We start from the raw sequence: 12,455 nt of genomic DNA, 5'->3' as shown, positions 1-12,455 counted from the left end.
GGGGTCACGCACCCCCGGCGCACTCGCGCGGAACCGGCGCACGAGCGCCCCGGCTCCCTTTGTTCCGGGGGCAAAACCGCACACTCTCCTCTACGTATCCCGCTCCCGAGAGCTGGTCGCCATCGCCCCTGAGCGACTTTCCGGCTGTTTTGCACTGACCGGTCAGCTGCATCCTCGGTCGGCCAGGGCCCTGCGGAGGCGGCCCTCGTCGACGCGCCAGAACGTGTGCTGGCGGCCGTCGACGAGGACGACGGGAATCTGCTCCCAGTACCGCTCGTGCAGTTCCGGGTCCTGAGTGATGTCCTTCCTCTCCCACACCACCCCGAGGTCACCGCACACCCTCTCCACCACGGCCTGGGCGTCGTCGCACAGATGACAGCCGGGCTTGCCCACGAGGGTGACGAGACGATCCTGCGAGGCCTTGCGGCGGAAGAGCGGACTCATGCCGGCCATTCTCACCCCGCGACGGCGGAGGGGAACCCCCGCACCCCCCCGAGACCCGGAGCGGCGCACGGAACGGCGCGCCCCTCCGTGCGCCGCTCCGGGCGGTACCGCCGGCCGGGCTACCGGACCCCGCAGGCCGGGAAGAGCGGTTCCGCCGGACCGGAGGTCCGACCCGCCCCGGGGCACCTCGCGGAGAGCGGCGCCCGCGAAGACCACCGGCGGGCCCGCAGCTCACCGGCGGGCCCTCAACCGGAACGCGTGCCCCACGGCCCGCCGCACCACACCACGGGACACGGCCCGCGGAGAGCGGTCCCCCGCAGGCCGGGAGAGGCTCTTTAACGACACGGACGTGCAGAGTTCACGGTGTTCAAACCTCTCGACTCCGGAACCGTTGGACGGACTGGCTATGCTCACGCCATGGCCGCTCTCGGATGGCTCACTCCCCGTAGGCGTTCCGCCACGGCGCGGAGCGTGTTGGCAGGCGAGGCCTCGGCAGAGGCAGCACGCAAGTCCACCCAGGAAGTTTCCGGCCGCGAACCGGAGTTCCCGGTTCGCGGCGACGAGCGGGCTGCCGCTTTCTTCGACCTGGACAACACCGTGATGCAGGGCGCGGCCCTGTTCCACTTCGGCAAGGGCCTGTACAAGCGGAAGTTCTTCGAGAAGCGCGACCTCGCCCGGTTCGCGTGGCAGCAGGCGTGGTTCCGGCTGGCCGGCGTCGAGGACCCCGAGCACATGCAGGACGCACGCGACTCCGCGCTCTCCATCGTCAAGGGCCACCGGGTCTCCGAGCTGAAGTCCATCGGCGAGGAGATCTACGACGAGTACATGGCCGAGCGGATCTGGCCGGGCACGCGGGCCCTGGCACAGGCACACCTGGACGCGGGCCAGCGGGTGTGGCTGGTCACGGCGGCACCGGTGGAGATCGCCCAGGTGATCGCGCGCCGGCTGGGCCTGACCGGAGCCCTCGGCACGGTGGCCGAGTCCATCGGTGGCGTGTACACCGGCAAACTGGTGGGCGAGCCACTGCACGGCCCGGCCAAGGCCGAGGCCGTCCGCGCGCTGGCGGCCGCGGAGAACCTGGACCTGAACCGCTGCGCGGCGTACAGCGACTCCCACAACGACATCCCGATGCTCTCGCTGGTCGGGCACCCGTACGCGATCAACCCGGACTCCAAGCTGCGCAAGCACGCCCGCACCGAGGACTGGCGCCTGCGGGACTACCGCACGGGACGCAAGGCGGCGAAGGTCGGCATCCCCGCGGCGGCGGGCGTGGGTGCGGTGGCCGGCGGCACGGCCGCGGCCATCGCGATGCACCGGCGCCGACGCTGACTCCGGCCCCTCCCGGCCCCCTCCGCCGCCCCTACTGCCCCTACTGCCCCTGCCACCCGGTCAACTCCGCGACGACGGACACCCGTACGGCCGCCGGTCCGATCGCCGAAGAGCAGAAGTGGCACCCCGCCCGCGGGCCCGGCCAATCCCACTGCCGCACCCCGCAACCCCGCCGTCCAGTCCTCTTGGCTGCACACGGCCACGACACGTCCCGTACCGAACCGGAATGCGAAGCATTCCGGTCGTCATTCGGTCGTCGCCAGGCGCCTGAACGAACATCAACAGGCCACCGAAACGACGTAACCGACGATTTCAGCAACTCGGCGTAGCAGGCCCCGCACGAAGCGTTATTCTCCTCAGACGCAAACCGGTGCCCCTCCGTCGCCACGACGGGTGAAAGGTTCCGCACTGCACGTGATGGAAGCTCTGCCTCTGGGAGTCCCGTGTACCCACACGTCGGGGTTGACGACCCGGGCCTGACCGCACTGCGCACAGCAGTCACGGCGGCCCGGGAGTTGCTGCGCGGCTGCGTCCCCACCGCGTACGCCGCCCCCGCATTCGCCACCGCACCCGCCGGCCCCTGCTACGCCCTCGCCGACGCGCCCGTCGGCCCCTGCTACGCCCTCGCCGACGACAGCGCCGCGGTGGGAAGACACCGAGGCGGACGGCCGTCCGACGCCACCACCGCCCGCCGCCCCGCGGCGGACAGTGACAGCGCCAGGATGATGGAACTCGTGGAACGCGCCCAGGCGGGCGAGGCCGACGCCTTCGGACGGCTCTACGACCAGTACAACGACACCGTGTACCGCTACATCTACTACCGGGTGGGCGGCAAGGCGACCGCCGAGGACCTCACCAGCGAGACCTTCCTGCGGGCGCTGCGCCGCATCGGCACCTTCACCTGGCAGGGGCGCGACTTCGGCGCCTGGCTCGTCACCATCGCCCGCAATCTCGTCGCCGACCACTTCAAGTCCAGCCGCTTCCGCCTCGAGGTCACCACCGGGGAGATGCTCGACGCCAACGAGGTCGCGCGGTCCCCCGAGGACTCCGTCCTCGAATACCTGTCCAATGCCGCCCTCCTCGACGCCGTACGACGTCTCAACCCCCAACAGCGCGAATGCGTCACGCTCCGATTCCTCCAGGGTCTCTCCGTCGCGGAGACCGCCCGCGTGATGGACAAGAACGAGGGGGCGATCAAGACCCTCCAGTACCGGGCCGTCCGCACCCTCGCCCGGCTCCTCCCCGAGGACACGCGCTAGCATCACCACCAGCGACAGGTGACGTACCCTGAGTGACACTCCGTTGACTTCCCGTCGGCTTCCCGAACCGACGCTCCGGCGCGCGTAACCCATGCACCGCGCCGCTCGTTGTGCGGGATACACAGGCTCCCTGTGGTCAACCCCCGACCGACCCCGATCACCCGATCGTGTGGACGTGGTCAGGGAGTGGAACCCTCAGGACCCCCTGGGGAGTCGACCGTCATAACGAGAGGAGGTGCCGCCAGTGATCGCGAACGTATCGGCACACCGGCGGGCGAACGCCTTCGCCCAGGCCCTGGAGGAGCAGTCCGATCGGGGCACGGCGGCCGAACAGTCCGAAGGATCGGCCCCGGCTCCGGCCGCTGCGGAGACGGAACAGGCGCGGCTGCTCACGCTGGCCGCCGGTCTCGGCGAGTTGCCCAGGCCGGAGCTGGATCCCGAGGTCAAGGTCGTCCAGCGGGCCCGGCTGGTGGCCGCGTTCGAGGCCATGCTCCAAGAAGGCACCGCCGAGGGCGAGGCAGCGGATCCGTCCGTACCCGACCAGCGTTCACGCCGCGCCCGGGGCACACACCGGGCAACCCCCCTGGGGAAGCTCAGACCGCGCTCACGCCTGGCCAAGGGGCTGACCGCGGGCGGACTCGGCGTCACCGTGGCCGCGGGTGCCTTCGGCGGAGTCGCCGCCGCCAGCTCCGACGCCCTGCCCGGCGACTCGCTCTACGGCCTCAAGCGGGGCATGGAGGACGTCAAGCTGGGCCTGGCCGACGGCAACGACGAGCGGGGCCGCGTCTTCCTCGACCACGCCTCCACCCGCCTCGGCGAGGCCCGCCGGCTGATGGAGCGCGGCCGCAGCGGCGACCTCGACCACGAGTCCCTCGGCGAGATCCGCCGCACCCTGTCCGGCATGCGGCACGACGCGTCCGAGGGCCATCGGCTGCTGCGCACCGCGTACCGGCACGACCCGGACTCCCTGGGGCCCATGCAGGCCCTCTCCTCCTTCTCCCACGCGCACCGGCAGGTCTGGGGATCCCTCCGCGACCGGCTGCCGCCGCAGCTCGGTGACGTCAGCGAGCAGGTCTCGTCGGTGTTCGACGCCATAGACGAGGACGTCGCCCCGCTGCAGTCCCTGCTTCCCACCCCTCCTGCCCGCGAGGGCGGCGGCGACGACAGCGGGCGGCGCGGCGGCTCCGGGTCCACGCCGAGCGACCCGCCCGGTACGGGCAGCTCCGGGACGCCCGGCACCGGCACCGACGGCTCCGCCGACGAGGACGGCACCGGCAGCAGTGCCCCCAGCGGGTCCGCCGACTCCGGCGACCAGGGCGAGGGCCTGCTCGACGGCGGCACCGGCGGGCTGCTCGACCCGCCGGAGGAGAGCGGCGGCGCCGACACCTCGCCGCCCGCCGACGGCGGCGGAGCGACCGCGCCGGCCCCGCCCGACGTCACGCTTCCGCCCCTGCTCCCCGGCCTGCTGCCGGGGCTGGGCATCGACAGCGAGGACGTGGAGTAGGGCGCGCCGGAGCGACCGCGCGGGTGGGCGGGTTCCCCGGTGGCCGGGGAACCCGCCCACCCTCACCCGCACCTTCCGTACGGGTCTTCCTAGAAGAACACCGATCGTCGCTGCACCAGCAGCTTGTAGAGGGTGTGCTGGATCTGTTCCCGGACCTGGTCGGTCAGGTTGAACATCAGCATCGGGTCCTCGGCCGCCTCCGGCGGGTAGCTCTCCGTGTGGATCGGCTCGCCGAACTGGATGGTCCACTTCGTCGGCAGCGGGATCGCGCCGAGCGGGCCGAGCCACGGGAAGGTCGGAGTCAGCGGAAAGTACGGGAACCCGAGCAGCCGCGCGATGGTCCTGCCGTTGCCGATCATCGGGTAGATCTCCTCGGCCCCGACGATCGAGCACGGGATGATCGGCGTCCGCGCGCGCAGCGCCGTGGAGACGAAGCCGCCACGGCCGAAGCGCTGCAGCTTGTAGCGGTCGGCGAAGGGCTTGCCGAGGCCCTTGAAGCCCTCCGGCATCACCCCCACCAGTTCCCCCTGTTCCAGCAGCCGTGCCGCGTCCTCGGCACAGGCCAGGGTGTGACCGAGCTTGCGGGCGAGTTCGTTGACCACCGGCAGCATGAACACCAGGTCCGCCGCGAGCAGCCGCAGATGCCGGTCGGCGGGGTGGTTGTCGTGGACGGCGACCTGCATCATCAGGGCGTCCAGCGGCAGCGTCCCGGAGTGGTTGGCGACGATCAGGGCGCCGCCCTCGGAGGGGATGTTCTCGATGCCCTTGACCTCGACCCGGAAGTACTTCTCGTACACCGGGCGCAGCAGGGACATGAGGACCTGGTCGGTGAGCTCCTCGTCGTAGCCGAAGTCGTCGACCGCGTAGTCCCCGGTGAGGCGGCGGCGCAGGAAGGCCAGCCCGCTCGCGACCCGCTGCTCCAGGCCGCCGCCTTCGTCCCCGGGACCGGATCCCGCCCCCGGGCCGGTGCCGGGGACGGCACCGGACGCGGCGGCACCGTCGTCGTGCTCTGCGCGGGCTTCACGGGGTGTGCGGGACTCAGGGGGCATCGGGACATCGTCCCCGGCGGGCGCCCGCCCCGGCAGGGGCTGGACGTCGCCCGTCCCGGCAGCCCCCGCGCCCTGGCGCCGGTGTCCCGCACCCCGGCGGCGCGACGGGCGCTGCGCGGCGCCCCCGGCGCCCGCGCCCCCACGGGAGCGGTCGTCGTCGAACGGAATGACCTTGGCGTCCGCCATCGTGCTGCGCTCCTCAGTTGGCGCTCTGCTTCGGGGGGTGACCGCTGTCCGTGCCCGGCAGGGGCAGCGCGGCGATCCGGTCGACGGCCCCTGCGAGGGCCTCCGGCGGAAGCAGCCCGGGGCCGCGGCTGCGCACGAAGTCCGCGAACGTTTCTGCCGTCGTGTACTTCGCCGTGAAGCCCAGCGTCTCGCGCATCTGGTCCGTCGCCACCACCCGGCCGTGTGTGAGCAGCCGGATCTGCTCGGGTGAGAAGTCCGACATCCCCAGCGTACGCACCAGCGTGCCCGCCCAGGTGACCGCCGGGAGGAGCAGGGGCACGGTCGGCCGGCCGAGCCGCCTCGAGCACTGGGACAGCGTCAGGACACCGTCCCCGGCGATGTTGAAGGTGCCACTGTTGAGCGTGGAGCGCCGGGGCTCGTACGAGGCGAGGCGCAGGACGTCGATCACATCGTCCTCGTGCACGAACTGCAGCCGCGGGTCGTAGCCGAACACGGTCGGCAGGACCGGCAGCGAGAAGTACTCGGCGAGCGGGCTGTCCGCGGCGGGGCCCAGGATGTTGGCGAACCTGAGCACGCACACGGCGACGTCCGGGCGGCGGCGCGCGAAGCCGCGCACATAGCCCTCGACCTCGACGGTGTCCTTCGCGAAGCCGCCACTGGGCAGGGACTTGGGCGGGGTCGTCTCGGTGAAGACCGCCGGATCGCGGGGCGCGGAGCCGTAGACGTTCGTACTGGACTTCACGACCAGCCGCTTGACGTTCGGGGACTTCTGGCAGGCACCGAGCAGCTGCAGGGTGCCGATGACGTTGGTCTCCTTGAGCACCGTCCTGCTGCCGCTGCTGAGCGGTGTGCCCGTGACGTCGAGGTGCACGACGGTGTCGGCGCCGGCCTCGGCGAGCACGCGCGCGACGGTGGGCTGCCGGATGTCGGTCTGGACGAAGTCGGCGCCGCCCAGGTGGTGCGCGGGCCGGACCGCGTCCACGGCGACGACCCGGTCCACGTCCGGATCACGCAGGATCCGGCGGACGAAACGGCCCCCCAGCGGACGGGCCACCCCGGTCACGAGCACGACTTTCCCCAAGACCAGCGCCTTCCTCTTGCTTCGCCCTGCCTGCACCCTGCCGATGCCCTGCCTGCGCCTGGCTTCGTCCTGCCCGCGCCACGCGCCCGGCCCCTGTGATGACAGTGGCCCCCCACCGATGCGGTGGGGGGCCACTGGACACGCTTCCGCGTCGTCGCTTACTTCTTGTTGCGACGCTGAACGCGCGTGCGCTTGAGCAGCTTGCGGTGCTTCTTCTTGGCCATCCGCTTGCGCCGCTTCTTGATAACAGAGCCCACGACTACCCTCGCTCACTTCTCATCACTCGGTGTTTGGGCGCCATGGGCCCACACGACCTACGAGGGGCTAGCCTACCCGCCCGAGCGCTGAGGTCGTAATCGAGGTGACCGGGGAGGCCCGCGCGTGCCCTCGTACGGGTCTCCCCGGCTCGCCGTCAGGCGGTTTCCACCCCCACATAGCTCTCGCGGAGGTACTCGTGAACCGCTTGCTCCGGGACGCGGAAGGACCGCCCCACCCGGATCGCGGGCAGATGACCACTGTGCACCAGGCGGTACACGGTCATCTTCGACACTCGCATCACCGAGGCGACTTCCGCCACGGTAAGGAACCGAACCTCGTTCAGAGGCCTTTCGCCAGCTGCAGCCATGACACACCTGAACCTTCCGCACTCGACGGGCACCGGCTTCCCCTTCCGGTGACTCTTCGTCGCTGCGTGCTCACTCCCCAATGTAGGGGCGGGTGATGCGAGTGGGGAAGAGGTGCACCCATCGGCGGCCTACCGTGACAGACATGCCCGATTGATTACGTAGCGGGTCAGTGGCAGGTAGTGAGCGGACCGCACGCCGTCATCAAGTGGAACGACCACCGAGAGGCACCCCTCGGCCTCCCCCACGAACGGGGCGGGATCGTTCACATCGGCCAGCGCGACGGCCTCGAACCCCAGCTGACCTGCCCCGCAGGCCCAGCCGTGGTCCCCGATCACCAGCCCGGGAAGCGGCCCGCCGGCCGCGGCGGCCGCGGCGAGCGCGGTCCGAACCGGGAGCGGGGAGTGCGTGTGTGCGCCGGGCTCACCACCGGGGCGTTCAGGGGGCGCACCCCGGACCAGCGCGACTCCTCGCACGTAGTCGAGGCGGTGCGTGCGTAGACCGAACCGGGTCGTTATGTCGACACAGCGACCCTGCGCCGGGGTGAGGACGTCACATCCCGCCGCCGACAGAGCGTCTGCCAGAGCGGCGTAGAAGCCGAGCAGCCGGTGCGGGTGACCGGTGCCGAGCAGCACGGGCGCACCGCTCCGGGCGGCGGCCGCGATCCGTTCCGCATAGACGGCCAGGGCGGCCAGGGTCCGCTCCGGGTCGATCACATCATGCCCGGAAACATGCCGGGGATCGGCCGAAACCCCGCACCTGGCCGCCATCAGCTCGATCAGTTCCCGCTGTCCCCACACTCCTTCCGGGTCGAGTCCGATCAGGGCGCGCGGGTCCCGGGCGGCGAAGAGCCGGTAGCTCCGCAGGCTCTCCTCCCGCGTGGTGGACACGGTCCCGGACAACCGGGTGGCCAGCAGATGCGCGCGAAGCCCGGCGCCGCTCGGAACGGCGGAAGGGGCGGCGGGCAGAGTTGCGGGTGGGTCGGTCGTGGTCGGCACGGCAGCGATGGTGCGTGATCGGGACCCGGGCCGCCCCGGGAACCCGGGAAACACCGCACGGTCGGCGTAACCGCGCGGGAGCGACCTCACCGCGCGGGGACAGGAACAGAGAAAGGAACAGGGGCAGGCCCGCACCCCCTACGGCGGCCGGGCTAGGGCAGCAGCCCCCGCAGCGGGAACACCGCGCGCCGGGTCGCCAGTACCGCCTGGTCGAGACGGTCCGCCGGGTCGTAGCCGTCCTCCCAGGAGGCCCAGGTCACGGGCGACCGGCCGTCGGTCATCCGCATCGGACCCGGCTGCCGGGTCCGGGCGTACACCTCCTGCCGCCAGCTCTCGGGGATCATCGTCGTCGGATCCACCGGCTTACCGGCCGCGATCCCCACCAGATGTGTCCAGGACCGCGGGACGACCTCCACCACCGCGTAACCGCCGCCGCCCAGCGCCACCCAGCGTCCGTCGGCGTACTCGTGCGCCAGCTCGTGGCACGCCACCTGCACCGCGCGCTGCGCGTCCAGCGACACCGCCAGATGCGCCAGCGGGTCCTCGAAGTGCGTGTCCGCCCCGTGCTGCGTCACCAGCACCTGGGGCCGGAAGTCCGCCAGCAGCTCCGGCACCACGGCGTGGAACGCCCGGAGCCAACCCTCGTCCCCGGTCCCGGCCGGCAGGGCGACGTTGACCGCGCTGCCCTGCGCGCTGTCCGCCCCGGTCTCCTCCGGCCACCCCGTCTGCGGGAACAGCGTCCGGGGGTGCTCGTGCAGCGACACCGTGAGAACCCGCGGGTCCTCCCAGAACGCCGCCTGCACCCCGTCCCCGTGATGCACGTCGACGTCGATGTACGCGACGCGTTCGACGCCCAGCTCCAACAGCCGGGCGACGGCCAGCGCCGCGTCGTTGTACACACAGAACCCCGAGGCCGCTCCCGGCATCGCGTGGTGCAGCCCGCCCGCGAAGTTCACCGCGTGCAGCGTCTCCCCACGCCACACGGCCTCGGCCGCGCCCACCGACTGCCCCGCGATCAGCGCCGACGCCTCGTGCATCCCGGCGAAGGCGGGATCGTCCGTCGTCCCCAGCCCGTACGACTGGTCCGCGGCCGCCGGGTCCTTCGAGGCCGCCCGCACCGCGCCGATGTAGTCCTCGCGGTGCACCAGCCGCAGCGTCGACTCACCGGCCGTCTTCGCCTCGACCACCGCCACCTCACGGTCCAGCCCCAGGGCTGCCACCAGACTCCGGGTCAGCACGAGCCGGACCGGGTCCATCGGATGGTCCCGGCCGAAGTCATAGCCCGTTACTGCCTCGTCCCACATCAGCTGTGTGCGGCCACTCATGCCCGCCACCGTATCGGTCCGGTTCAGAAGCGAACGACCTGGCGTACGCGAGTGTCACCAGCACCAACATCATCGGCACAAGCATCGCCCCGCGGTAGCTCCAGACGTCCCCGATCACCCCGACCAGCGGGGAACCGATCAGGAACCCCACGTAGTTGAAGACGTTGAGCCGTGCGACGGCCGCGTCCGACGCACCGGGGAACAACCGCCCCGCCGCCGCGAAGGTCTGCGGCACCAGCACACAGAGACCCAGCCCCACCAGCGTGAACCCCAGCATCCCCACCCATTCCCCCGGCGCCCCGGCGACCACGGCGAACCCCACCGCCGCCAGCAGCGCCCCGGCCCGCACCACCGCCACGGTGCCGAGGCGCCGCACCCCGAAGTCCCCGATCGTCCGCCCCAGCAGCGTGGTGACCATGTAGATGGTGTACGGAACGGTCGCCGTCCGCTCCGAGCTCCCCAGCACGTCCTGGAGGTACTTCGCGCTCCAGTTCGAGACCGTCGAGTCCCCGATGTACGCCACCGTCATCACCAGACACAGCGGCAGCAGCAGCTTGAAGGCGACGGCCCGGGGCCCGGACCCGCTCTCCGCGGCCGGCCCGGCACCGTTGCCCTCTCCCCTGCCCTCGTGCTGCTCCCGGTCCACGTACCGCCGGCTCCCGATCAGCGCCGCCGGCATCAGCACCAGCACGACCGGCAGATACGACACCCACAGCGCCAGCTGCCAGTGCGCCCCCGCCCACGCGAGCGACGCCCCGGCGATCCCGCCCAGACTGTAGGCGGCGTGGAAACTCAGCATGATGCTGCGCCCGTACGCCCGTTGGAGACTCACCCCGAGCATGTTCATCGAGGCGTCCAGCGCCCCCACGGCCAGCCCGAACACGGCCAGCGCCACGGCCAGCCCGGCCATGTGCTCCCCCGCCCCGACCCCGAGCAGCGCCAGCAGCACGACCGGCTGCGACCACCGCAGGACCCGGCTCGGCGGCACCCCCTTCACCAGACGCTCCGTCACCACACTCCCGATACCGGCGAGCACGGGCACCGCAGCGAGGAAGGCGGGCAGCAGCGCGTCGGAGACCCCGTACCGGTCCTGGATGGCGGGGATCCGCGTCACGAGCAGAGCGAAGGCGACTCCCTGCACCAGGAAGGCGAACGCCAACGAGACCCTGCCGCGCCGCAGCACATCAGCCATGGCGGCGAGCGTAGGGCCCCGGCGTACTGGTGGGTAGATCAGGTCAAAGGTGAACTGTGCTCAGTTCTTCCTCAGGAGCCCGGGCAACTCTGCCGGATGCGCGAAGAGTCGGGTGGCGTCCGCCAGCTTCTCGGCCGGCGTCATCGAGGTGAACCCGTACACGTCCATCCCGGCCGCGACCGCCGCCTGGACGCCCAGGGGGCTGTCCTCGACCACGACACACCGCTCCGGCCCGACCCCCATCCGCTCCGCCGCATACAGGAACAGGTCCGGTGCCGGCTTGCCCCGCCCCACGTCCTGGGAGCTGAAGATCCGCTCGTCCTCGAACCACCGGTCGAGCCCGGTCGTACGGTGCCCCACCCGGATCCGCTCATGGCTGCCGGACGAGGCCACGCAGTACGGCACCCCGTCGGCCGCCAGCGTCTCCAGCACCTCGACAGCACCGTCCACCGGCTTCAACTCGCGCTCGAACGCGGCGAAGACACGGCCGTGGAACACATCGTCGAAGTCGTCCGGCAACCGCTGCCCGGTCCGCTCCTCCACCAGGTCGTGCACCCGGTGCATGGCGGATCCCATGTAGTCACGGACGGAGTCCTCGTACGACGTCGGATGCCCGAGCTCGGTGAGGTAGCCGGCCAGAAGCCGGTTGGAAATGGGCTCACTGTCGACGAGGACACCGTCGTTGTCGAAAATAATCAGGTCATAGCGCATGACTCCGACCTTAAACGCAGAAAGCCCCGTGCCGAATGGCACGGGGCTTTCCCTCAAAAATTGTTCGGCGGCGTCCTACTCTCCCACAGGGTCCCCCCTGCAGTACCATCGGCGCTGTAAGGCTTAGCTTCCGGGTTCGGAATGTAACCGGGCGTTTCCCCTACGCCATGACCACCGAAACACTATGAAACAGACAACCGCACCGCACCCCGCCGAAAAAACGGCGGAACACGGGGTCGTTCGTGGTTTCAGAACCAACACAGTGGACGCGAGCAACTGAGGACAAGCCCTCGGCCTATTAGTACCGGTCAACTCCACACGTTACCGTGCTTCCATATCCGGCCTATCAACCCAGTCGTCTACTGGGAGCCTTACCCTCTCATGGAGGTGGGAGTCCTCATCTCGAAGCAGGCTTCCCGCTTAGATGCTTTCAGCGGTTATCCCTCCCGAACGTAGCCAACCAGCCATGCCCTTGGCAGGACAACTGGCACACCAGAGGTTCGTCCGTCCCGGTCCTCTCGTACTAGGGACAGCCCTTCTCAAGACTCCTACGCGCACAGCGGATAGGGACCGAACTGTCTCACGACGTTCTAAACCCAGCTCGCGTACCGCTTTAATGGGCGAACAGCCCAACCCTTGGGACCGACTCCAGCCCCAGGATGCGACGAGCCGACATCGAGGTGCCAAACCATCCCGTCGATATGGACTCTTGGGGAAGATCAGCCTGTTATCCCCGGGGTACCTTTTATCCGTT

Annotated in this window: 12 protein-coding genes and 2 rRNA genes; 3 read left to right on the top strand and 11 right to left on the bottom strand. The window is 70.7% G+C overall.

The window, feature by feature from the left end:
* Positions 1-162: 162 nt before the first annotated feature.
* Positions 163-453 (bottom strand): glutaredoxin family protein, encoded by a 291-nt coding sequence (locus tag TU30_RS29400; protein WP_176726276.1) that lies wholly within the window; start codon positions 451-453, stop codon positions 163-165.
* A 408-nt stretch (positions 454-861) separates the two neighbouring features.
* Between TU30_RS29400 and TU30_RS29395 the strand changes: the two genes are divergently transcribed.
* The 3 genes from TU30_RS29395 to TU30_RS29385 all read left to right on the top strand — a co-directional run bounded on the left by TU30_RS29395 (position 862) and on the right by TU30_RS29385 (position 4,536).
* Positions 862-1,773 (top strand): HAD family phosphatase, encoded by a 912-nt coding sequence (locus TU30_RS29395; protein WP_042175827.1) that lies wholly within the window; start codon positions 862-864, stop codon positions 1,771-1,773.
* 443 nt (positions 1,774-2,216) lie between these two features.
* Positions 2,217-3,032, top strand: a complete 816-nt coding sequence (locus tag TU30_RS29390; protein WP_042175825.1) for an ECF subfamily RNA polymerase sigma factor, BldN family — start codon at positions 2,217-2,219, stop codon at positions 3,030-3,032.
* Between the two features lie 244 nt (positions 3,033-3,276).
* Positions 3,277-4,536, top strand: a complete 1,260-nt coding sequence (locus TU30_RS29385; protein ID WP_042175822.1) for a DUF5667 domain-containing protein — start codon at positions 3,277-3,279, stop codon at positions 4,534-4,536.
* A gap of 89 nt (positions 4,537-4,625) precedes the next feature.
* Here TU30_RS29385 and TU30_RS29380 read toward each other — a convergent pair whose 3' ends face one another.
* The 10 genes from TU30_RS29380 to TU30_RS29340 all read right to left on the bottom strand — a co-directional run.
* Positions 4,626-5,771 (bottom strand): lysophospholipid acyltransferase family protein, encoded by a 1,146-nt coding sequence (locus TU30_RS29380; RefSeq protein ID WP_042175819.1) that lies wholly within the window; start codon positions 5,769-5,771, stop codon positions 4,626-4,628.
* A 13-nt stretch (positions 5,772-5,784) separates the two neighbouring features.
* Positions 5,785-6,852, bottom strand: a complete 1,068-nt coding sequence (locus tag TU30_RS29375; RefSeq protein WP_042175817.1) for an NAD-dependent epimerase/dehydratase family protein — start codon at positions 6,850-6,852, stop codon at positions 5,785-5,787.
* A gap of 158 nt (positions 6,853-7,010) precedes the next feature.
* Positions 7,011-7,109, bottom strand: a complete 99-nt coding sequence (locus TU30_RS34870) for a 30S ribosomal protein bS22 (RefSeq protein ID WP_003948845.1) — start codon at positions 7,107-7,109, stop codon at positions 7,011-7,013.
* A gap of 155 nt (positions 7,110-7,264) precedes the next feature.
* Positions 7,265-7,477, bottom strand: a complete 213-nt coding sequence (locus TU30_RS29370; protein ID WP_062193679.1) for a helix-turn-helix domain-containing protein — start codon at positions 7,475-7,477, stop codon at positions 7,265-7,267.
* Positions 7,478-7,606: 129 nt separating this feature from the next.
* The gene (locus tag TU30_RS29365) at positions 7,607-8,443 is read right to left on the bottom strand and encodes a phosphatase (protein WP_042175889.1); all 837 of its coding nucleotides are present in this window, start codon (positions 8,441-8,443) and stop codon (positions 7,607-7,609) included.
* Between the two features lie 182 nt (positions 8,444-8,625).
* The gene (locus tag TU30_RS29360; protein WP_078878617.1) at positions 8,626-9,798 is read right to left on the bottom strand and encodes an acetoin utilization protein AcuC; all 1,173 of its coding nucleotides are present in this window, start codon (positions 9,796-9,798) and stop codon (positions 8,626-8,628) included.
* Positions 9,749-10,990 (bottom strand): MFS transporter, encoded by a 1,242-nt coding sequence (locus tag TU30_RS29355; RefSeq protein ID WP_107068610.1) that lies wholly within the window; start codon positions 10,988-10,990, stop codon positions 9,749-9,751. The genes TU30_RS29360 and TU30_RS29355 overlap by 50 nt, the downstream gene beginning before the upstream one ends.
* 60 nt (positions 10,991-11,050) lie before the next feature.
* Positions 11,051-11,701 (bottom strand): HAD family phosphatase, encoded by a 651-nt coding sequence (locus TU30_RS29350; protein ID WP_042175809.1) that lies wholly within the window; start codon positions 11,699-11,701, stop codon positions 11,051-11,053.
* A 62-nt stretch (positions 11,702-11,763) separates the two neighbouring features.
* Positions 11,764-11,880, bottom strand: a 5S ribosomal RNA gene (gene rrf, locus TU30_RS29345).
* A gap of 99 nt (positions 11,881-11,979) precedes the next feature.
* Positions 11,980-12,455 (bottom strand): 23S ribosomal RNA (locus TU30_RS29340); the annotation flags it as partial.

Source organism: Streptomyces sp. NBRC 110035 (assembly GCF_000829695.1).
In the GTDB taxonomy this organism is placed as follows: Bacteria; Actinomycetota; Actinomycetes; order Streptomycetales; family Streptomycetaceae; genus Streptomyces.
The sequence above is the reverse complement of the archived record's forward strand: the minus strand, read 5'-3'. Positions and strand labels throughout refer to the sequence as shown.

What these genes read in the sequence shown, in the direction of transcription:
- TU30_RS29400 (WP_176726276.1), bottom strand. Translation starts at nt 453, where the DNA reads ATGGCCGGCATGAGTCCGCTCTTCCGCCGCAAGGCCTCGCAGGATCGT.
- TU30_RS29350 (WP_042175809.1), bottom strand. Translation starts at nt 11,701, where the DNA reads ATGCGCTATGACCTGATTATTTTCGACAACGACGGTGTCCTCGTCGAC.
- TU30_RS29355 (WP_107068610.1), bottom strand. Translation starts at nt 10,990, where the DNA reads ATGGCTGATGTGCTGCGGCGCGGCAGGGTCTCGTTGGCGTTCGCCTTC.
- TU30_RS29370 (WP_062193679.1), bottom strand. Translation starts at nt 7,477, where the DNA reads ATGGCTGCAGCTGGCGAAAGGCCTCTGAACGAGGTTCGGTTCCTTACC.
- TU30_RS29395 (WP_042175827.1), top strand. Translation starts at nt 862, where the DNA reads ATGGCCGCTCTCGGATGGCTCACTCCCCGTAGGCGTTCCGCCACGGCG.
- TU30_RS29380 (WP_042175819.1), bottom strand. Translation starts at nt 5,771, where the DNA reads ATGGCGGACGCCAAGGTCATTCCGTTCGACGACGACCGCTCCCGTGGG.
- TU30_RS29360 (WP_078878617.1), bottom strand. Translation starts at nt 9,798, where the DNA reads ATGAGTGGCCGCACACAGCTGATGTGGGACGAGGCAGTAACGGGCTAT.